The organism is Staphylococcus sp. GDY8P47P (assembly GCF_016892225.1).
In the GTDB taxonomy this organism is placed as follows: Bacteria; Bacillota; Bacilli; order Staphylococcales; family Staphylococcaceae; genus Staphylococcus; species Staphylococcus borealis.
The window spans coordinates 239,656-261,004 of sequence record NZ_JAFENV010000014.1; the positions used below are offsets into that span (position 1 = coordinate 239,656).

The 21,349-nt window shown below is 33.9% G+C and carries 19 protein-coding genes; 7 read left to right on the forward strand and 12 right to left on the reverse strand.

All coding sequences use genetic code 11. The features are described 5' to 3' along the window. Positions 1-273 precede the first annotated feature (273 nt). A complete protein-coding gene (locus tag JVV30_RS06005; RefSeq protein WP_070855704.1) occupies positions 274-963 on the reverse strand; it encodes a metal-dependent hydrolase in 690 nt (229 codons plus the stop codon). 154 nt (positions 964-1,117) lie between these two features. Here JVV30_RS06005 and JVV30_RS06010 point away from each other — a divergent pair, with 154 nt between their 5' ends. Further along, positions 1,118-2,173: a M24 family metallopeptidase gene (locus JVV30_RS06010; RefSeq protein WP_053029621.1), complete on the forward strand. Its 1,056-nt coding sequence runs from the start codon at positions 1,118-1,120 to the stop codon at positions 2,171-2,173. 76 nt (positions 2,174-2,249) lie between these two features. Here JVV30_RS06010 and ald read toward each other — a convergent pair whose 3' ends face one another. Further along, the gene (gene ald / locus JVV30_RS06015) at positions 2,250-3,371 is read right to left on the reverse strand and encodes an alanine dehydrogenase (protein ID WP_053029622.1); all 1,122 of its coding nucleotides are present in this window, start codon (positions 3,369-3,371) and stop codon (positions 2,250-2,252) included. Positions 3,372-3,514: 143 nt separating this feature from the next. Here ald and JVV30_RS06020 point away from each other — a divergent pair, with 143 nt between their 5' ends. Then, a complete protein-coding gene (locus JVV30_RS06020) occupies positions 3,515-4,012 on the forward strand; it encodes a universal stress protein (protein ID WP_053029623.1) in 498 nt (165 codons plus the stop codon). Between the two features lie 289 nt (positions 4,013-4,301). On the opposite strand, the gene JVV30_RS06025 is transcribed toward JVV30_RS06020, so the two are convergent. The 7 genes from JVV30_RS06025 to ezrA form a co-directional block, all read right to left on the reverse strand. Next, the gene (locus JVV30_RS06025; protein WP_053029624.1) at positions 4,302-5,498 is read right to left on the reverse strand and encodes an acetate kinase; all 1,197 of its coding nucleotides are present in this window, start codon (positions 5,496-5,498) and stop codon (positions 4,302-4,304) included. Positions 5,499-5,578: 80 nt separating this feature from the next. Further along, on the reverse strand, positions 5,579-6,526 hold the full coding sequence (locus tag JVV30_RS06030; RefSeq protein WP_053029625.1) for a class I SAM-dependent methyltransferase: 948 nt from the start codon (positions 6,524-6,526) through the stop codon (positions 5,579-5,581). 131 nt (positions 6,527-6,657) lie between these two features. Further along, a complete protein-coding gene (tpx, locus tag JVV30_RS06035; protein ID WP_053029626.1) occupies positions 6,658-7,152 on the reverse strand; it encodes a thiol peroxidase in 495 nt (164 codons plus the stop codon). An 88-nt stretch (positions 7,153-7,240) separates the two neighbouring features. Next, positions 7,241-8,017: a sulfite exporter TauE/SafE family protein gene (locus JVV30_RS06040; protein WP_204193657.1), complete on the reverse strand. Its 777-nt coding sequence runs from the start codon at positions 8,015-8,017 to the stop codon at positions 7,241-7,243. A gap of 40 nt (positions 8,018-8,057) precedes the next feature. Further along, a complete protein-coding gene (gene thiI / locus JVV30_RS06045; protein ID WP_204193658.1) occupies positions 8,058-9,281 on the reverse strand; it encodes a tRNA uracil 4-sulfurtransferase ThiI in 1,224 nt (407 codons plus the stop codon). Then, positions 9,282-10,418 carry an aminotransferase class V-fold PLP-dependent enzyme gene (locus JVV30_RS06050; protein ID WP_204193659.1) on the reverse strand — a complete coding sequence of 379 codons (1,137 nt, stop codon included), beginning with the start codon at positions 10,416-10,418 and terminating at the stop codon, positions 9,282-9,284. A gap of 435 nt (positions 10,419-10,853) precedes the next feature. Beyond that, on the reverse strand, positions 10,854-12,548 hold the full coding sequence (gene ezrA, locus JVV30_RS06055) for a septation ring formation regulator EzrA (protein ID WP_053029630.1): 1,695 nt from the start codon (positions 12,546-12,548) through the stop codon (positions 10,854-10,856). Between the two features lie 129 nt (positions 12,549-12,677). Between ezrA and JVV30_RS06060 the strand changes: the two genes are divergently transcribed. Together JVV30_RS06060 and rpsD are read left to right on the forward strand one after the other, a co-directional pair. Then, complete coding sequence (locus tag JVV30_RS06060) at positions 12,678-13,145, forward strand: GAF domain-containing protein (protein ID WP_070855699.1); 468 nt, start codon at positions 12,678-12,680, stop codon at positions 13,143-13,145. Positions 13,146-13,369: 224 nt separating this feature from the next. Then, entirely contained in the window at positions 13,370-13,972 is a 603-nt protein-coding gene (rpsD, locus tag JVV30_RS06065; protein ID WP_011275505.1) for a 30S ribosomal protein S4, read from the forward strand. 69 nt (positions 13,973-14,041) lie between these two features. Here the strand turns inward: rpsD and JVV30_RS06070 are convergent, their stop codons facing one another. Then, positions 14,042-14,788, reverse strand: a complete 747-nt coding sequence (locus tag JVV30_RS06070) for a glycerophosphodiester phosphodiesterase (RefSeq protein WP_204193661.1) — start codon at positions 14,786-14,788, stop codon at positions 14,042-14,044. Positions 14,789-14,866: 78 nt separating this feature from the next. Between JVV30_RS06070 and JVV30_RS06075 the strand changes: the two genes are divergently transcribed. The 3 genes from JVV30_RS06075 (at position 14,867) to serA (ending at position 18,161) form a co-directional block, all read left to right on the forward strand. Beyond that, positions 14,867-15,307, forward strand: a complete 441-nt coding sequence (locus JVV30_RS06075) for an OsmC family protein (RefSeq protein WP_070855697.1) — start codon at positions 14,867-14,869, stop codon at positions 15,305-15,307. A 105-nt stretch (positions 15,308-15,412) separates the two neighbouring features. Further along, positions 15,413-16,573, forward strand: a complete 1,161-nt coding sequence (locus tag JVV30_RS06080) for a pyridoxal-phosphate-dependent aminotransferase family protein (RefSeq protein WP_070855696.1) — start codon at positions 15,413-15,415, stop codon at positions 16,571-16,573. Next, on the forward strand, positions 16,563-18,161 hold the full coding sequence (gene serA, locus JVV30_RS06085; protein ID WP_070855695.1) for a phosphoglycerate dehydrogenase: 1,599 nt from the start codon (positions 16,563-16,565) through the stop codon (positions 18,159-18,161). Before JVV30_RS06080 ends, serA begins: the two co-directional genes overlap by 11 nt. A gap of 128 nt (positions 18,162-18,289) precedes the next feature. Here the strand turns inward: serA and JVV30_RS06090 are convergent, their stop codons facing one another. Together JVV30_RS06090 and nagE are read right to left on the reverse strand one after the other, a co-directional pair. Then, positions 18,290-19,414, reverse strand: a complete 1,125-nt coding sequence (locus tag JVV30_RS06090) for an HAD family hydrolase (RefSeq protein WP_070855694.1) — start codon at positions 19,412-19,414, stop codon at positions 18,290-18,292. A 223-nt stretch (positions 19,415-19,637) separates the two neighbouring features. Continuing rightward, positions 19,638-21,104 (reverse strand): N-acetylglucosamine-specific PTS transporter subunit IIBC, encoded by a 1,467-nt coding sequence (nagE, locus tag JVV30_RS06095; RefSeq protein WP_070855693.1) that lies wholly within the window; start codon positions 21,102-21,104, stop codon positions 19,638-19,640. Positions 21,105-21,349: the final 245 nt, after the last annotated feature.

The following is a 21,349-nucleotide window of genomic DNA, read 5'->3' on the forward strand; positions in this document are numbered from 1 at the left end:
GTTTGAAATAAAAATTAATTTACTAGGGAGCGGGACAGAAATAACAAAATTCGTTGTCCTCCCCATCCGGCTTTGTTTGTAGAATTTCTTAGTGAAGTTCTCGTCGCCTGGGTCTGGCCGTTAAGGAGGGCTAGGTTTGAAAAAGCTTGATTTAAGTTTATTTTCAAATCAGCCACCTACTGCCAAAATGATAAATAGGCTGAGACATATGACTATGTCCCAGCCTCTTTTGTGTGCATTATGAAATGATTTATAAATTCATTTACGATTAAATTAGAAAGTGACTGATTCACCAGGTTCTAATATTTGTACCTCACCTTCATGAACTGCATCTTTAAATTGCTGAGGATCTTGTTCAATTAAAGGGAATGTATTGTAATGTACAGGAACAGAGATTTTTGGTTTTACAAATTCATTGATGGCATAGCTCGCATCATCAATACCCATTGTAAAATTATCGCCAATCGGAACAAAGCAAACATCAACTGGGTGTCTATCAGCGATTAACTTCATATCACTAAATAATCCTGTATCACCCATGTGATAAATTGTTTTACCTTCTACTTCTAGAATGAGTCCCATAGGCATTCCTAAATATACCGGTATACCATTTTCATGCGTAAAGCTAGAACTATGGAAAGCTTGTACGTATTTTACACTACCAAAATCAAATGTTGCTTTCCCACCAATATTCATGCCATGCACGTCTTCTACACCATAATAAGTGCTTAAATACCCTTGTAACTCAGCAGAGCCTATTACAGTTGCGTGATTACGATTTGCTAATTCTACTACATCCCCAAAGTGATCAGCATGACCATGCGTTAAGATGATATAATCTACATCTAAGGTTTGTTCATCTAAATCACATTTGTCATTACCTGAAATAAATGGATCTACAATTACTTTTTTACCATTACCTTCAAAATAAATCGTTGATTGACCATGAAAAGAAAGTTTCATAATTATAGCCTCCTATAGCTTGATTAATTGTATTATACCCTAGCTATAAAAACTTATAACATAAACTGGAAATAAACCTTACTTTATTAAATCATTTTGAATTATCGTTCAATTAGACGTAAAATTAAACTAAATACTTAATGGAGATGATTAGATGAGTAAAATTGAAACAATAATTGAACAATTAAACCAAGCGAAAGCTGATGCGGCATGGATAACAACGCCACTGAATGTATTCTACTTCACTGGATATAGAAGTGAACCTCATGAGAGATTATTCGCTCTTTTAATTACTTCAGATGGAAGTCAAACGTTATATTGTCCTAAGATGGAAGTTGAAGAAGTGAAACGTTCTTCGTTTGATGGAAAAATCATTGGTTATTTGGACACTGAGAATCCATTTGAAATTGAACCACGCTCATTTAATAAATTATTAATTGAAAGCGAACATTTAACTGTCAAACGTCAACGTGAATTAACTCAGAACTTTGGCGTACAACACTATGGTGATATTGATCAAACAATCAAAGATTTACGTAACATTAAAAATGATTCAGAAATCGAAAATATTCGTGAAGCTGCAAAACTAGCCGATAAGTGTATTGAAATCGGAACAGCATTCTTAAAAGTTGGTATAACAGAACGAGAAGTTGTTAATCACATTGAAAATGAAATCAAAAAATATGGTGTGAGTGAAATGAGTTTCGACACAATGGTACTATTTGGTGATCACGCTGCTTCACCTCATGGAACACCAGGTGACCGAAAATTAGTCAATGATGAATATGTATTATTTGATTTAGGTGTAATATACAATCACTATTGCAGTGATATGACACGCACAGTTAAATTTGGTACCCCTTCTGAAGAAGCACAAACCATTTATAAAATTGTTTTAGAAGCGGAAACAAGCGCTATAAAAGCCATAAAAGCAGGTGTACCTTTACAAGATATCGATCAAATTGCTAGAGATATCATCAGTAACGCTGGATATGGTGAGTATTTCCCACATCGATTAGGCCACGGTCTTGGCTTAGAAGAACATGAATACCAAGATGTTTCAAGTAGCAATACGAATTTACTTGAAGCTGGAATGGTTATTACGATTGAACCAGGAATTTACGTACCGAATGTTGCAGGCGTTCGTATTGAGGATGATATATTAGTCACTGAAGATGGTTGTGAAATTCTGACACATTACGATAAATAAAATTTAAAAAATCCAGTTGTACTTATAGACTAAGATAATCTATAAACAACTGGATTATTTTTATTACAATCGTTTATTAATCTTCTTTAAGTGCTTCTTCGATAGAAGTATATTCTAAACCAAAGGCTTCAGCTACACCTTTATGTGTAACATGTCCTTTGTAAGTATTTAAACCTAATGATAACGCATGGTTAGCTTTAAATGCTTCACGGAAGCCTTTACTTGCTAATAATTGCGCATATGGTAATGTTGCATTATTTAATGCAATTGTAGACGTACGTGGTACTGCACCTGGCATATTAGCAACAGCATAGTGAACAACACCATGTTTGACATATGTTGGATCATCATGTGTTGTGATTTTGTCAGTCGTTTCAAAAATACCACCTTGGTCAATAGCAATGTCGACGATAACTGATCCATCTTTCATTTGTTTGATCATGTCTTCAGTTACCAAGTTAGGTGCTTTGGCACCAGGAATTAATACGGCACCGATAACTAAATCACTTTCTTTAACAGCATTTTCGATATTTAATGGGTTAGACATGATTGTGTTCACACGGCCATCAAATAAATCATCTAATTCAGCTAAACGTTTAGGATTAACATCTAAAATAGTAACGTTGGCACCTAAACCTAATGCGATTTTCGCTGCATTTGTACCAGCTTGACCGCCACCGATAATAGTTACTTTACCTTTTGGTACCCCAGGTACACCGGCAAGTAAAATACCCATTCCACCGTTAAATTTTTGTAGGAATTGTGATCCAACTTGTGCAGACATACGTCCTGCAACTTCACTCATTGGTGTTAATAATGGTAATGAACGGTCAGGTAATTGAACCGTTTCATAGGCAATACCTACGACTTTATTGTCAACTAACGCTTGAGTTAATTTTTCTTCATTAGCAAGATGTAAGTATGTAAATAAGATTAAGTCTTCTTTGAAATATTTATACTCTTCTTCTAATGGTTCTTTAACTTTGATAACCATTTCTACATCCCATACAGATGATTGTTCAGATACAATTTCAGCACCTGCATCTTTGTAGTCTTTATCTTCAAAGAATGAACCTAACCCAGCATCTTTCTCAACAAGTACAGTATGACCTTGTTCTACTAATGCATGTACACCACTTGGTGATAAACCAACTCTATTTTCGTTATTTTTTATCTCTTTTGGAATACCAATTTTCATTCCATCCACCTCCATCACTATCGTAACGCTAAACCAATGAAAGCGCAATCAGAAAAAGTACACATTATTGTTAAAATATAAAGAATAAATATTCTGAAATTTGTGGTAAAATATAAGTAAGAAAAGCTAAGGGGGTTATTAAGATGTTAACATACAAAAACATTTTAATCGCAGTTGATGGTTCACACGAAGCTGAGTGGGCTTTCAATAAAGCAGTAGACGTAGCTAAACGTAATGACGCTAAATTAACTATAGTGAACATTATCGATTCAAGAACATATTCTTCTTATGAAGTATATGATGCACAATTCACTGAGAAATCTAAAAGTTTCTCTGAAGAATTATTGAAAGGTTACCAAGAAGTAGCAACACGCGCAGGCGTAACTAATGTCGAAACTCGATTAGAATTTGGTTCTCCAAAAGCTATCATCCCTAAGAAATTAGCAAGTGAATTAGGTGCCGATTTAATTATGTGTGGTACTTCAGGCTTAAACGCAGTAGAACGATTTATCGTAGGTTCTGTATCAGAGGCTATCGTTCGTCATGCACCATGTGATGTATTAGTTGTACGTACAGAAGAAATTCCTGAAGATTTCCAACCTGAAGTTGCAACACCTGAATTTAGACAACAATATTCATAAGATTAAAGCACAATCGATGTAATCATGAATGGGATAGAGTTTAATGCTCTATCTCATTTTTTATTTATCACCAATACAACATTAGTCCCTGTTAAAATTTCTTGGAGTCCTAAAATAATATTACTACTGTCATATCATACAGCTAAACCGTAGGAAGTCGATGGTATCACTCAAGCATGCTCATACTCATTTTAAACAATGAATCGAATTTGTAATCATAAAAAAAGCACAAAAATGATGTTTAAAACAACAATCATTTTTGTGCTTTTTGATTTTATCTTCCTAACGATTATAATTCGCCATATTTAACTGTATCTCTAGCAATCATAACTTCTTCATTTGTTGGAATAACAATAACTTTAACTGGAGAATGTGGGTAATTAATAAATCCTTCTTCACCATGAATTGCTTCATTTTTCTTAGGATCCCAATAGATGCCCATGAATTCTAATCCTTCTAATACTTTCGCACGCACTGTTGAAGAGTTCTCACCTACACCAGCTGTGAAGACAATTACATCTACACCATGCATTCTTGTTGCATAAGAGCCGATGTATTTGTGGATTCTAGAAGCGAATACATCTAATGCTAATTGCGCACGCTCTTTACCTTCTTCAGCATCACTTTCAAGGTCACGTAAATCACTTGAAGTACCTGAAATACCTAATAAACCTGATTCTTTGTTTAATACATTAAGCACTTCTTCAGCACTTTGACCTGTTTTGTGCATAATAAATGGAATTAATGCAGGGTCAATGTTACCTGAACGTGTACCCATTGTTACACCTGCTAATGGTGTGAATCCCATTGAAGTATCAATTGATTCGCCGCCATCAATGGCCGCGATTGAAGCACCATTACCAATATGGCAAGAGATGATACGTAATTCTTCAATTGGTTTATCCATGATTTCGGCTGCACGTTGTGACACGTATTTATGGCTTGTGCCGTGGAAACCATATTTACGAATGCCATAATCTTTATAATATTGGTAAGGTAAGCTATATAAATATGATTGTTCTGGCATTGTTTGATGGAATGAAGTATCAAACACTACGACATGTGGAATATTTGGTAATAATTTTCTGAATGCACGAATTCCCATTAAGTTAGCTGGGTTATGCAATGGTGCTAATTCACATAGTGACTCAATTTTTTCTTCAACTTCGTCAGTAACTAATGCAGAAGTTGGGAATAACTCACCACCGTGTACGACACGATGTCCAGTACCAGCAATATCGTTAATATCATCAATGATACCGTGTTCTTTGAAGCTATCTAACATGATGTTGATTGCTTCTTCATGGTCTTTGATATCTTTAACGTTTTTAATTTTTTCACCATTCACTTCAATTGTGAAAATTGAGTCTTTAATACCGATACGTTCTACTAAACCTTTTGTTACTATAGTTTCTTCAGGCATTCTAATGAGTTGGAATTTTAAAGAAGAACTACCAGCGTTAATCGCTAAAACTAAACTAGACATATATATTGTCCTCCAATTTATTAATTAATATCCATATTTATTTAACCATTAATACAGTCATAATTCAAGAATATCACAGTTTATTTTTTGGGATGATTTTCTTCCATCCAAGAATTCAATTCACTAATAAATCCTTGGAATTGATTTGGATTTTTAAAATCAGGAATATTTGCTAATAATACTTCAACTGGCTTAGTTTCATTCACTTTTTTCTTTTGCAAGATCAATATTGATTTACGCGCATTTTCATTTTTAAATAACGTCTTAGGTAAATTTAAAAATGCTTGCATTTCTGTCTCTGTTGCAATGAAATTTTCTAACTGTTTTACATTGTCATCTTCAAATAAATTACTTGGAACGACTAAAAAAGTGAAACCTGTTTGTTTTAAGGCAGTGACTGCTTGTTCAATTAATAAATAATGTGAGTAGCTATGCCCCTCTTTAAAGCCTAATTGCAATTCATGGCTTCGCTCATCTAAAGGATAATAGCCAATCGGTAAATCACCAATCACAATATCCGCTTCTTCTAATGGTAATGGCATAATTGCATCTTGAGGGTAAACATCAAAAGGGATCTCCAAGAAATTAGCAAGATGGACACTCACTCTTGATAATACAGGGTCTACTTCAATTAGATGATGCATCACTGTTGTGTCTTTAAGCACCTCATTAACAGAAGCACTTAAATGACCAGCTCCACTAGCCATATCTACAACATGTAATTCGTTTTTATTCTCAGTAAATTTCTGAACTAAAAAGCCAAGAATTAGTCCAATCGAATCAGGCGTAATCTGATGATTTGCTTGGATTGATTCCTCTTGCATTAAACTTAAGTAAGCAAATTGAAATGCCTTTCTACGGTCTTGCAACGTTGCTTGTTCTAACAATTCGCGTTTATTGCGATATACATCCTCCATTGCAAGTCCTAAATTTTCAATGAAACTTTGCCCATTTTGCTCATTTAAAGCTTTAGCATTTTCATCTAATGTTTTGAAAAGCTTCTCCATCACTGTTTGTTCTTCACTCATATACCTAATCCTCTCCAATAAAAAAGTGTCCATCAGGTTTATTTCTGTAAAATAATCAACGCTAGCTTTAGATAGCATTATTGAAATAAATATGGACACTTTTACGTTATATCTATTATCTAAATTGAATATTAAATGTTACGGTATGCTTCTAATGCAGCATCAAAATTAGGGAAGTCTGTACCTTCACTTACTAATTCTTTATAAACCACTTTATCATTACTATCTAATACGAAGACTGAACGCGCTAATAATCTTAACTCTTCCATAACAACACCGTATTGTTGTCCGAATGATAAATCTTTATGGTCACTTAACGTAATCACATTATCTAAACCATTAGATGCACACCATCTCTTTTGAGCAAATGGTAAATCGGCAGAAATTGTTAGAACAACGCCATCTTCTTGTGCAGCTTCTTCATTAAATTTACGTGTTTGTTGATCACACACACCAGTATCAATAGAAGGTACTACGCTGATTAATTTCTTTTGACCTTTATAATTTTCTAAACTAACTTCATTTAAATCATTATCCAGTACTTTAAAGTCAGGCGCTTGTTGCCCTTCTGAAACTTCAGAACCAGTTAAATGAATTGGATTATTTTTAAAAGTAATTTGTGTCATGATGAAATGACCTCCTATAGTATTTTCATTATATTGTTATCATACGACAGTCATAAAACTGAAATCAATCAATTGGAACTGATACATGTTAATGTTGTAACAATTGTATTATATAATCATACGTATTTTTCAAAATGAGTAGCGCCGTAACAATGATAAACAGTATTTTGACGTATCCTACACCTTTACTTATGGCAAATTGTGCACCTACAAAGGAACCTATCACCATACTCGCTGCCATAATCAATCCATATACAAAATCAACTTGGCCCAAAATAATAAAAAGAACCAATGCACCTAGATTGGACGCAAAATTCAATACTTTAGCGTTACCTGCTGCACTCAAAAAATCAAAGCCAAACATCAGTAACACAAATAACATAAAGGAACCTGTACCCCCACCTAAAAAACCATCATAAAATCCAATTAGTAACAGTAAAGATGTAAACATAATGGCTTTACCAATTGTCAGCTTTGAAAAGGTGCGCACATTTCCCCAATCTTTTTTGAATATTGTATAAATAAGCACAAGCGTTAATATGATAATCACTAATGGCTTCAAAACTTGTGCAGGCAACAATGTAGCTAAACTCGCCCCACAGGCTGCAAAGATAAACACAAATGGAAAAAGTTTGAGTACAATGTTTAAATCTACTTTACCCGACCGTATAAACTTGATTGCGCTTGTAAGTGAGCCAAACGAACTAGCCAGTTTATTCGTACCTAAAGCTAGAGAAGGTGGCATTCCAATGGCTAATAGTGCTGGTATTGATATGAGGCCACCCCCACCTACGACAGCATCAATAAATGCAGCTAAGAAGCCAAACGCAATAATAATTAAAATGACATTTAACGTTATCTCCATGATGCAATTCCCCTTTATTTGAATGTATGTTTATTCTATTTTAAAATAACTCATCCATTAATGCATCAGTGTTTTGGTCTTTTTCACTTTTATAATCTTTATTAATTGTTAAGGTTTCAATATTATCTGCCGCACGTTGTACCATGTCATCAAAGTCAAATACACTTTCATATTTAACTACTTTATCAAAATCTGGTTCAGTCACAGGATTTTTTGGTGTGAAGATTGTGCAACAATCTTCATAAGGTTGAATGGACACATCAAATGTACCTATTTCACGTGCTTTTTTAATAATATCCTCTTTATCTAACGAAACAAGTGGTCTCAAAATTGGAGTAGATGTGACATCATTGATCGCATACATACTCTTTAGCGTTTGACTTGCAACTTGTCCTAAATTTTCACCATTAACAATCGCATGTGCACCAACGTTCTCTAATACAATATCGGCTACACGTAACATCATGCGACGTGTTGATGTCATCGTATATCTAGGGTGAACTACTTTATTTATTTGTTTCTGTAGTTCTGTAAATGGCACAATATGCAATTTAATTGGTCCCACTCTCTCTGATAAAATACGTGTAAGTTCAATCACTTTGTCTTTAGCCTTTTCACTTGTAAAAGGTGGGCTATGGAAGTGAACCGCCTCTATGTTTACACCACGTTTCATAATTTCCATTCCAGCTACAGGTGAATCTATGCCACCTGATAACATTAAGAGCGTTTTACCACCTGTACCAACTGGCAAACCACCGGCACCTTCAAATACTTGTGTAAAGACATAAACTCCATCCATTCTTACTTCAACTCTGACATTATGATCTGGATGTTTTACATCTACAGATATATCTTCCGTGCCTTGTAATATTGTGCCTCCAAGTTCACGTTGTAATGCATACGTATCAAATGGGAATGATTTATCTACACGTTTAACATCAATCTTAAATGTATCTCCCGCTTTGAAATCCTGAGCTAAATCAACACATAATTTTTTAATATCTTCTAATTCTTGTGATGTTTTATGCACTGGACTTACCGATTTAATACCGAAAATTTTAGTTAATCGATCGATGACTTCTTGCGCATCCGCTTCTTCAGTTAATGAGATATACATTCTATCTCTTTTCCCCTTTACATGGGTACCCTCAATCGTTTGTAATGATTTAATCACATTATCTTTCAATGCATTAACAAACTTTTTACGATTCGTTCCTTTTAAAGTTAATTCTCCATATCTAACTAATAAGTGATCGAACTTCATTTACTTTAACAACTCCTTAATTTCTGTAAATATTATTTCAAATTTTTCTTTAAAATGATTAATATCATCTTCTGTAGTCAAATCACCAAATGATAATCTAATACTACCTTCTATTTTATTGTCAGCAATTTCCATCGCCATTAATACTTCATTTAATTTCCCTCTTTTAGATGAGCAAGCACTTGTCGTTGAGACCATAATATCAGATTTTGAAAATGCATTAACTAACACTTCACCTTTTACCCCTGGGAACGCAATATTTAATATTTGTGGTGCACCATCTTCAGGTGAATTAATATAAACGCCTTTATATTTTTTGAAAAATTGACGAAGCTCATTATTAAAATGACGCATACGATGGTTACGGTCATTTAAATCATCTAGTGCTAAAGCAATTGCTTTCACTAAGGAGACGTTCATAGGTAAGTTAACCGTTCCACTTCGTATACCATATTCTTGGCCTCCACCATGTACAATGGGCTCTAATTTATCTTTATTATCAATTAATAGTAATCCCTGACCTTTAAGTCCATTAAATTTATGACCACTGAAACTTACACTATTAATCCCTTCAAGGTGCAATGGAATTTTACCCAATGCTTGAACAGCATCTACATGTAGATGGGCTTTAGGATAATCTTTTAATAATGTCACTATTTCATCTATAGGTTGTATTTGTCCCATAATATTATTGACATACATACAAGTAACAAGCCCGACTCTATCATTCATTAACGATGCTAAATGATTGATATCGATACGACCATCTGAAGTGATATTCACATATTTTAATTTAAAACCATCATCTTCTAAATGTCTCATTACTTCTAAAACTGATGGATGTTCTAGAACAGAAGTTATAATTTCATTAGCAAACTGTTTCTTTCTATAAGCTATCCCTTTTAAAGCTATATTGTTAGATTCTGTGGCTCCACTTGTGAATATAACATCTGTATTCTGTCCAATGGGTAGCATGGCTTGAATGCGTTCCTTAGACTGTAGCAGCACTTTTTCCGCTTGCAACCCCCACTTATGCGGACTATTAGGATTAAAATAAACCGCTTCATTAACTTTAATAAATGAATCGAGCACGTCTCTATGGGGCTTTGTAGTGGCAGCATTGTCAAAATATATCACTTATAACACTCTCTTTCATTCTCCGTTTAATTATTAATTTTATTTATGTCAAATTGAACTCTAATATACATATTTTACAAAAATAGATACTAAAGCATTATACTATTTTTAAATAAAATTAAAAGACGTCAAACATAAATTTAAATAAACTCATCTATAAAGCAATACTTCAACTTCGAAATAGATAAATTTATAATCAAATTCATTTTAGTATGAAGCATAGTGATAAATATAAAAAGGAGTGGAACAGAACTCAATTAGAGTTCATTGTTCCACCCCTTACGAGGATGACTGGCTTTGAGAACATTTGCATTAACCTTCATTCTCAATTCAATTCGCTACTGCAACATTGCGATGTAGCTTACATTTATTTTCATTAGACAGGTTTCATTTTAAAGTAACGCGATAAAGTTATATACAACGTTAAAAGTTTAACTAGCCTTTCGCTACCTCATCTTCAATGTATTTTGTAATTCCAGGCTCTACACTTTCTAATGCTTGTTCTGAAATTTCGATTGAGCGTTTATAACGATTATTCTTAAATAAGCGTTCTGCCTCATTTAAACTTTTATCTACATTATTATGATCCTTACGATAACGGTTTCCGTATTGAATTAAGCGCTCTGCATATACCGCATTTATCAATACATCATTTGCTTCATCTTCAAATGTATTCATTTGAATAACAATTTTAGCAACTTTATCTTTAAGTTGTTTAACGTGGATTGGGCGTTCACTAAATTGATCATTTGTCTCACGTACTTCATGATCAATTTCATTTTTCATAATAATGAAGCGTTCAGGCACACTCGTTAAGTTTGAAGCTAAAAGTCGACGATAAACTTCTTCTTTTTTAGATTGGATACGTAAGAGGTTATCTTCCGCTTCAGCTTCGTCCTCTCTCAATTGGATGAGATGATTTTGTAATTTTTCTTGGTCCTCGTTAATGACTTTAACATGATCGTCTAAATATTCTAAGTTGTCTTTGACTTCACTATAACGGACTGCAGATTTTGCCATCTCTTTAAGAATGTCATCATAAACAGCGACTAAGTTTTGAATTTCGTTCTCATGCTGTCTAATACTATGAACATCACTTTCGTTAATGAAGTAATTTTCACGAATATAGTCGATCTCAGTACGTAAAGTATAGTTCATTTCACGTGCTTTAAATAATTCATCAGTGATTTGTTCTTTAGTTTCTTCAACTTCATTTTTTGCTTTGACTTCATGCTCAATTAAATCATACATTTCATCAAGCTTATCATTGATTTGTTCTAATTTATCATTTGCATTATCTAACTCAAGACGACTAATCATTGGCTCCACAAAATTTAACTCTGTTTTTAAACTTTGTAATGTACCATCAATTTTGACGTGATCTAAATCATAGCCATTCATCTTCAAATCACGACAACCATATTTTAAATCTTGGAACTGACCAGGAAGTTCTTTTTGCGCTTCTCGAATTAATTCCGGAATTTCTTCCATATATTCTTGAATTTCTTCCATCGATTCATTTAGCCCCATAATGTGGTTGTGTGCTTGAACATAATTACCATCCGCTTTAAGTAATTCATACTGTTCAAGTTCTGGTTCAAATGATTCTATTCTCTTTTCAAGAGGTGATGCAGCATCACCAAACTGATGTCTGTTTGCTAAAACATCACGTTTCATTTCTCGATAATTCGTTTTACATTTTTCAAAAACTTGATCGTTTTCTTTATGTAAAGCTACGATTTCATTTACTTCTTCAACTTGTTGTTGGTAGCCAGCCTCATATTTGTCCATTAACTCATGTGCGTCATCAATGTCACTTTGTGCTCCAGAAAATTGAAACTTATCAAGTTGAATTTCAGCATCGTGAATTTTCTCTTCCACAGGTGCTAAGTAGTTGTTTGTATAATCTAAGGTGTCTTGCTTAAAGGCATCATATTTCGTTCTAGTTTCACCTTTTAAATTGAATGCAGAAAGTTGTTTTAAATTTTCTTCAAAAGGTAATTTTTGAACTTTTAATTTACGTTCTTCAGCGTCTTCAACAACTTTTCGTTTATTGGAACGCAAATAAAACATGATTCCTACAATGATTAAAACAATGACAATTATTGCTAATATTGTGTATAAAACCATCTCATTCTCCTCCTATATTATCATCATTATAACGCAATTACCGCTTTCATTAAAATAGTAAATGAATGAATTGATAGAATAAATTTTTCCATTTATAATTTTAATAAAAATAACAAATGAGGTATGTGTATGCCAATAATAAAAGAAACAAATTACAATCTATTGATGAAGCAGCTTCAAAGTTTAATTGAAGATGAACAAAATCTTATTGCCATTTTAAGTAACACATCAGCCCTGTTAAACGATAATTTAGACCAAATCAATTGGGTCGGTTTTTATCTTATTGACAATGACGAGCTTATCCTTGGCCCTTTCCAAGGTCATCCAGCCTGTGTTCATATTGCAATTGGTAAAGGTGTTTGTGGTACTGCAGTAGCAGAGAATCAAACACAATTAGTACAAGATGTTCATGCTTTTCCAGGCCATATTGCATGTGATGCAAATAGTAAATCTGAAATTGTTATTCCTATCCACGTTAACAACGACATTATAGGTGTTTTAGATATCGATGCACCAATTAAAGACCGATTTACAATAGAAGATCAGCAAGGTTTAGAAAATATTGTTCAAGTTCTCGAAAAACAACTAACGAATTAATTAAAAAGTATTGACACATTGATAAATACTGTTACAATGGATTTTGTGTGAATTAACGAAAATAGCAGTTGTATATCAATAAGCTCTATGTTGTTCCCAATGCGGACGTGTCGCGTAACTGACGCTATAAGGTGAAGACACATAAAACAACATATCCTATTGGGCATGCAACACTCTTTTTTGTTTATTCATAACAACAAAAAAGAAAAAGGAGGAGTCTTAATATGGCTCGATTCAGAGGTTCAAACTGGAAAAAATCTCGTCGTTTAGGTATCTCATTAAGCGGTACTGGTAAAGAATTAGAAAAACGTCCTTACGCACCAGGACAACATGGTCCAAACCAACGTAAAAAATTATCAGAATATGGTTTACAATTACGTGAAAAACAAAAATTACGTTACTTATATGGCATGACTGAAAGACAATTCCGTAACACATTTGACATCGCTGGTAAACAACACGGTGTACACGGTGAAAACTTCATGATTTTATTAGCTAGTCGTTTAGACGCAGTTGTATATTCATTAGGTTTAGCTCGTACACGTCGTCAAGCTCGTCAATTAGTTGGTCACGGTCACGTTGAAGTAGATGGTCGTCGTGTTGACATCCCATCTTACTCATTAAAACCTGGTCAAGTTATCACTGTACGTGAAAAATCACAAAACTTAGACATCATCAAAGAATCTGTTGAAATTAACAATTTCGTACCAGAATACTTAGACTTTGATGCAGATAGCTTAAAAGGTACTTTCGTACGCTTCCCTGAACGTAGCGAATTACCAGCTGAAATCAATGAACAATTAATCGTTGAGTACTACTCAAGATAAGTTCATAACAATGAACAACCACCCTTCCTCATGGAATGGGTGGTTTTTTTATAAACCTTTCGCTTAATTCTATAACTTAAAGAGCGCTTCAGGTAAATCAGATATGATGCCATCTACACCTAGACGTATTAGTTTTTTAGCATCTTTCGAGTGATTAACAGTGTACGGTATAACTTTCAATGAATGGCGGTGTGCATTTTTAATAAATTTAGAAGTAACTAATTTATAATTAGGATTAATAAAATCCGCGTACTGTGATATTGCTTCAAAATCCGGAGCTTTATACCAATATTTCTTTCTACTAACAAGTAACCCTAATGGATACACACTTCCCAATGACCTTAACCGCTTCACAGATGTGTCATCAAACGATTGAATAATCGCTTTATGCTCAGGCACATTATAAGCTTTAAGCGCTTTTAGAACAGCTTCTTCAATACCCGGATACTGATGTGGCACTTTTATTTCAATAAGTAACGTTTTTGAATAGTTTTTACTTAAGGATAATACGTCTTCAAATTTAGAAATTTTTGTATTTATAAAAGAAGGATTATGTTGTATCCCAAAATCAAATGTTGATAATTCTTCAAATGTGTAGTCTTTGACTTTACCTTTACCATTAGAAGTACGATCGATAGTATCGTCATGTATAACGACTAAATGATGATCTTTACTAAAATGTACATCAATTTCTAACATATCAACATGTTGCATTAATGCAGCCTTAAAACTAAGTAGTGTATTTTCTGGAAATTGATTAGATAAACCACGATGCGCAACGATTTGAAATGCTTGATTCGGTCTATTTATTTTCATTGAAGTCACCTTTCTTTAATTATGTCACACTTTAAACTACACTAAAGTTACCATAATATAACTGGAGGTCAAATATAAATGGTTAAGCATGACTTTAAAATACAAACCCAATGGCGTGGAGGTCGCGAAGAAGTTGGAACTGTTAGCGGCGATGTGATTACTGAACAAATTTCCATACCTGCACCACTCGGCGGTAACGGAACAGGTACTAATCCTGACGAATTACTCGTTTCTGCCGCATCTTCTTGTTATATCATCTCTTTAGCAGCTACATTAGAAAGAGCCAAATTTACTAACATTCAAATTACAAATGATTCGATAGGTACCGCCCTATTTGAAAATGGCAAATTCAAGATGGCGACGATTTCACATTATCCAAAAATTTTAGTCACTTCATCAGAAAAGGAAAAACTTGAAAATCGACTACCTAAACTATTAGAAGTCGCAGATCACAACTGCATGATATCAAATGCGATTCGTAATAATGTAGAAATTCAAATTCAAGCAACCATACAATAAACAACATCAATCACCATTTGCCTAACCATGTGGTGGTGATTGCACTTTTAAATTATCAGAATATTTGGTAAAATGGTAAAATCTTATACCGTGGGAGGAATTTTAATGAATTATTATGAACCACTATTATTAACACCAGGACCTACGCCAGTTCCAAATGAAATTAATCATGCATTAGGATTGCCAATGGTCGGTCATCGCTCTCCAGATTTTGAAATCATCGCCAAAAAAGCCTTCAACAACTTGAAGCCCATTTTTGGTACTGATAATGAAGTAATGATTTTAACATCAAGTGGGACAAGTGTCTTAGAAGCAAGCATGTTGAATATCGTCAATCCTGATGATCATTTCGTCGTTATTGTGTCAGGTGCATTTGGTAATCGTTTCAAACAAATTGCAGAAACGTATTACACGAATGTCCATATTTATAACGTAGAATGGGGACAGCCCGTTAATGTAAATGATTTTATGACATATCTCAGTCATTTAGAACATACCATTACAGCTGTATTTACACAATTCTGTGAAACTTCAACTGCTGTTTTACATCCTGTAGCCGAATTAGGTAAGGCGTTGAAACTATTCAATCAAGCTATCTATTTCATAGTAGATGGAGTTAGTTGTATTGGTGCAGTCGATGTTAACTTGAAACGCGATTACATTGATGTTTTAGTTTCTGGAAGCCAAAAAGCAATCATGCTACCGCCCGGACTAGCCTTCGTAGCTTATTCTAACCGTGCATTGCAACGTTTCCAAGAAGTTACGACACCACGCTTTTACTTAAATTTAAATAAATACTTTGATTCATTGCAGCAGGACTCAACCCCTTTCACACCAAATGTTGGATTATTTAGAGCCGTTAACGCTTATGCTGACTTAATTAATGCAGAAGGCTTTGAAAACACAATTAAACGTCATTACATTATTAGAGATGGTTTAAGAGCGGCATTACGTGCGTTAGATTTGGAACTTTTAGTTGAAGATGATTTCGCTTCCCCTACGGTAACATCGTTTATACCAACAGATAAAGACGAACTGACTCATATCAAGTCAACGTTAAAAACAAAATTCAATATCACTATCGCTGGCGGTCAAGGAAAATTAAAAGGAAAGATTTTACGCATTGGACATATGGGTAAAGTATCTCCTTTCGATATTCTAGCTGTCGTGAGTGCATTAGAAGTCATACTTACTGATTATCGTCAGACAAATTATATTGGACAAGGTATAACAAAATTTTCAGAGGTGATTCATAGTGAAGCATAACATTCTAGTCTCAGATCCTATTTCAACTGATGGTTTACAAAGTTTATTAAACCATCCTGATTTTCACGTAGATATTAAGACGGATTTAGATGAACAAGCTTTAATTAATATTATAGGTGATTATGAGGGCTTAATCGTTCGAAGCCAAACTCAAGTTACCCAACAAGTGATTAAACACGCTAGTAGCTTGAAAGTGATTGCACGAGCTGGTGTTGGTGTGGACAATATTGATATTGATGCAGCAACACTACAAGGTATACTTGTAATTAATGCACCTGATGGAAATACCATCTCTGCAACAGAACATTCAGTAGCGATGATTTTAGCGATGGCTCGTAATATCCCTCAAGCACACGCATCTTTAAAAAATAAAGCGTGGAATCGTAAAGCATTCAAAGGGGTAGAACTGTATCAAAAAACATTAGGTGTCATTGGGGCTGGGCGAATTGGTATCGGTGTAGCACAACGCCTTCAAAGTTTCGGTATGAACGTATTAGCTTATGACCCCTACCTTACTGAAGATAAAGCGCAACAACTCGGTGTTAAACTTGCTACTATTGACGAAATCGCAAAGCAAGCTGACTTTGTAACTGTTCATACACCATTAACACCTAAAACAAAAGGTATCGTTAATGCGGAATTCTTTTCAAAAGCAAAGCCAACATTACAAATTATTAATGTTGCTCGAGGCGGCATTATTGATGAAGAAGCATTATTGCATGCACTGAATCACAACCAAATTGCGCGTGCAGCATTAGATGTCTTTGAACATGAACCACCTACCGATTCACCGCTATTAGAACATGAGAAAATTATTGTGACACCGCATTTAGGCGCATCAACAGTAGAAGCTCAAGAAAAAGTTGCAGTTTCAGTTTCAGAAGAAATAATAGATATTTTGGAAAAAGGAAACGTCACTCATGCAGTCAATGCACCAAAAATTAGTTTCAATGATATAGATGACATAACACAACAATGGATTGATATTGGTGAGTTATCTGGTGAATTAGCCATTCAATTGCTTGATGGTGCACCAAGAGAAATCAAAGTCACATTTAATGGTGATGTAGCCAAACAAGAAACAGATTTAATTACACGTTCAATTGTTAAGCGAATATTAGAACAAGATTTAGGTGACCGTGTCAATATCATTAATGCATTCGCACTATTAAATGAACAAGGTGTTACACGAAACGTAGAGAAACGAGCATCACAAGGTACTTTCAACAATTATATTCAAGTTCACTTAATTAGTGATTCAGAAGAAGTTAAAATTGGTGCCACTGTCATTGCTGGTTTCGGAGCACGCATTGTACGTATTAATAATTACTCAGTTGACTTTAAACCTAATGCTTATCAACTTGTTTCTTATCATGGTGATAAACCTGGCATCGTTGGTTTGACTGGCCAATTATTAGGTGAACATCATATAAATATTGCATCAATGTCATTAGGAAGAAATGAACAAGGTGGCCAAGCCATGATGGTATTATCTATTGACCAACCCGTCACAGAGGAAATCATTGAAGCATTATACCGCTTAGGTGGTTTTAATAAAATTTACGGTACTACGCTTTCAGTTAAATAATTTATCTTAAGTTAAGATTAAACATCTTGTGAATCCCATGATTATACCCCTTAATGATTGATTTCGTTATATCATTAAGGGGTTTTTAATATTTATAATTTACAATTTAAACACTTAAAATTTTAACTTTAGCATAAAATATCTTTAATTAAACCTATATGGTCGACGATATAATCCGCTTCATAATGTTCTAATTCCTCACGTGCGTCTTGCCCTTTCAACCCAGTTAATGTACCAATAAATGTGGCACCTATTTGCTTAGCACAAAATAAATCTGCCAATGAATCTCCAACAATCACTACATCTTCTTTATTTACTATGTGATTTTGTTCCGTAATGTACTGTTTATAATTTTCCTTTTTATTTCCATTTAACGTGGCAATATAACAAAACGGATTGGGCTTGCCAAGTGGTACAAAGTCAGGATAGTCATTTTCAGCTTGCATTACGTCACTTGCAGTCACAATATGTTGATCTGAAAAGAATGATTTAATTCCAAGTGATTCAAATGGTACTAACGTTTCAGTTCTAGGTCTACCTGTGGCAATAGCAAGATGATAGCCTTTCTCTTGTAACATGTTAAGTAATGATTGAATTTCTTCAACAGGTCTTAGCACAGTTTCGTGATAAATAAAGCCGTCTATGCCATTTAGCGTCGGTTGCTTTTGTTCGACTTGTTCAAATAAGTTAGATCCTAAGTATAACTCTTGGTATACGTCTCTCGTAAGATACCATAATGGTCCCTTGAGCTTGAAGAAACTCGCATCTTTAACACTTAACTGCTCCATCGCATAGCGTTCTAGTTCTGCATAAATATTATCTTTACCACTTTGACTTTGATTAATAAACGCAATAGGCAATTCATAATTAATTTGATACGCTTTGTCGATAAATGGTTGAATTTCGCGCATGTTTGTAGCAGAGATATGACTTTCGCTTAATATCTCTTCTCGTTCTTGTAATGAAAGTTGTTTCAACAGTTGTATAAAATGAATACTAAAAACGACAAATAACATATCCCAATTTGAATTTAACCCCATCGATTTTAACCGATTTAGAATGATATCATTTTTAAAAATATTGTTGCGTATTTTAGTAATACGCTGGTCATTTAATTCATTTAGTTTAAAAGATTTACCCATACCTAAAAATTGTTCACTTTTAAGTAGTGTTTCAATTGTTAGTGCTGACGTATCAAAGCAACGTTCTTCACTTAAGAATACACCATCTACATCAAATAGTATTGATTTCATAGCTTTTTCGCTCCATTATTTTTGAATATTCTGATACTTATAATCTTAACGTCTTCACACTTAATGTCAATATTGCTATTATAAAAAAACTGATGAATTATAGGTGCCTCCTAAAATTCATCAGTTAGTTGAACAACATATATTTATCAATATGCTTATATCTTATCAAATCACTAAGACATATTGTGTCTGTCGACGTACTTTTAAAATGATTCTCTTCAATTTATAGTTGTTTTTCTATTTCATCCGCAACTTGTTGTACGTGTGTGCCGATGATGACTTGTGCTGAATGTTGACCACTTTTTGTCACACCTACTGCGCCAGCATTTCTAATTTTTTGTTCATCAATTATAGAATTATCTTTTAATTCCATTCTTAATCTTGTAGCACAATTTGTTAGCGTAGTAATATTGTCACTACCACCTAACCCCTCAAGAATTTGACTTGCAGATTGATAATACTTACTTTTACTTGATGAAGTTTTTGTATCTTCATTTTCAGTTGTATTAGCTGTAGGATCCGCTAATAAATTATCGCCACGTCCAATTGTATTAAGATTAAATATTTTAATAACAAATCTAAAGATAAAGTAATATAGCGCGAAAAATACAATCCCTTGAACCAGAATCATTAACGGGTGGTTAGCTACAGGATTAATTAATGATAATGCATAATCTATTAAGCCTGCACTAAATGAAAAGCCTGCTGTCCAGTGGAATAATGCTGCGACAAATAATGATAAACCTGTTAATAACGCATGAATCACAAATAGTACTGGTGCAACAAACATAAACGCAAATTCAATCGGTTCTGTTACGCCGACCATAAATGCTGAAATAGCACTTGCTACAAACCAACCATACACTTGTTTCTTCTGACTTGATTCAGCAGTATGATACATTGCTAGCGCTGCAGCAGGCATACCAAACATCATAATTGGGAAAAATCCTGCTTGATATCGACCAGTGATACCTTTAATAGCATCTTGTCCAGTTTGGAATTTGCCGATATCATTAATACCTGCTGTATCAAACCAGAACACTGCATTTAATGCATGGTGAAGTCCAGTAGGAATTAATAGTCGGTTGAAGAAGCCGTATAAAAATGCCCCAAATGGTCCAAAACCAATTAGCCATTTACCAAAAGCTACAATTGCAGAGTAAATAAATGGCCAAGCAAATAGTAAAATCGCAATTAAAAATGTACAATAAAAAACAGTCATAATTGGAACTAAACGCTTACCACTAAAGAATGATAATGCTGTTGGTAATTCAACATCACTGAATTTGTTATAACAGTATGCTGCAATTAATCCTATAATAATACCTATAAATACATTTGAATTATCCATCTTACTAAATCCATCGTTGACAGCACTTACTTTGATGTTAAATAATGGTGCGATGAACTCTGGAGATAATACTTTTACAACCAGTGCATATCCTAATGCACCTGCTAATGCTACTGCACCATCGTTTTTCTTAGCCATGCCTATTGCTACACCAATTGCGAAGATAAGACCAAGTTGGCCCAATATAGCTGACCCTACAGTAGTGAAGAATAGTGATATTGTTGGTAATACATTTAATGCTTTAAGCAAATTACCGATACCAACAATAATTGCGCCTGCAGGTAATACAGCAACAGGCAACATTAAGGATCTACCTAATTTTTGAAAAAACTTAAACATTCCGTTCACTCCCAATACGTACGATATTCAATTATTTTATCGATAACTATACTATGTATACAGTTCCTTTATTAATTTACCATAAATGTAAGCGGTTTTGATGTGTCAATTTTAAATCATTTTATGAAAATTTATTATTATTAAATTATCAAAAATATTTCACTTTCTGATAATTTTAATTAAGTTTTATTAAAATAAAAAGGGAGCAGGACAGAATTCTTTTGAATTCGTCGTCCACTCCCAGC

Bases quoted from the DNA above. Each gene is read 5' to 3' on its own strand.
- JVV30_RS06005 (WP_070855704.1), bottom strand. From the start codon at position 963: ATGAAACTTTCTTTTCATGGTCAATCAACGATTTATTTTGAAGGTAAT.
- JVV30_RS06010 (WP_053029621.1), top strand. From the start codon at position 1,118: ATGAGTAAAATTGAAACAATAATTGAACAATTAAACCAAGCGAAAGCT.
- ald (WP_053029622.1), bottom strand. From the start codon at position 3,371: ATGAAAATTGGTATTCCAAAAGAGATAAAAAATAACGAAAATAGAGTT.
- JVV30_RS06020 (WP_053029623.1), top strand. From the start codon at position 3,515: ATGTTAACATACAAAAACATTTTAATCGCAGTTGATGGTTCACACGAA.
- JVV30_RS06025 (WP_053029624.1), bottom strand. From the start codon at position 5,498: ATGTCTAGTTTAGTTTTAGCGATTAACGCTGGTAGTTCTTCTTTAAAA.
- JVV30_RS06030 (WP_053029625.1), bottom strand. From the start codon at position 6,526: ATGAGTGAAGAACAAACAGTGATGGAGAAGCTTTTCAAAACATTAGAT.
- tpx (WP_053029626.1), bottom strand. From the start codon at position 7,152: ATGACACAAATTACTTTTAAAAATAATCCAATTCATTTAACTGGTTCT.
- JVV30_RS06040 (WP_204193657.1), bottom strand. From the start codon at position 8,017: ATGGAGATAACGTTAAATGTCATTTTAATTATTATTGCGTTTGGCTTC.
- thiI (WP_204193658.1), bottom strand. From the start codon at position 9,281: ATGAAGTTCGATCACTTATTAGTTAGATATGGAGAATTAACTTTAAAA.
- ezrA (WP_053029630.1), bottom strand. From the start codon at position 12,548: ATGGTTTTATACACAATATTAGCAATAATTGTCATTGTTTTAATCATT.
- JVV30_RS06060 (WP_070855699.1), top strand. From the start codon at position 12,678: ATGCCAATAATAAAAGAAACAAATTACAATCTATTGATGAAGCAGCTT.
- rpsD (WP_011275505.1), top strand. From the start codon at position 13,370: ATGGCTCGATTCAGAGGTTCAAACTGGAAAAAATCTCGTCGTTTAGGT.
- JVV30_RS06070 (WP_204193661.1), bottom strand. From the start codon at position 14,788: ATGAAAATAAATAGACCGAATCAAGCATTTCAAATCGTTGCGCATCGT.
- JVV30_RS06075 (WP_070855697.1), top strand. From the start codon at position 14,867: ATGGTTAAGCATGACTTTAAAATACAAACCCAATGGCGTGGAGGTCGC.
- JVV30_RS06080 (WP_070855696.1), top strand. From the start codon at position 15,413: ATGAATTATTATGAACCACTATTATTAACACCAGGACCTACGCCAGTT.
- JVV30_RS06090 (WP_070855694.1), bottom strand. From the start codon at position 19,414: ATGAAATCAATACTATTTGATGTAGATGGTGTATTCTTAAGTGAAGAA.
- nagE (WP_070855693.1), bottom strand. From the start codon at position 21,104: ATGTTTAAGTTTTTTCAAAAATTAGGTAGATCCTTAATGTTGCCTGTT.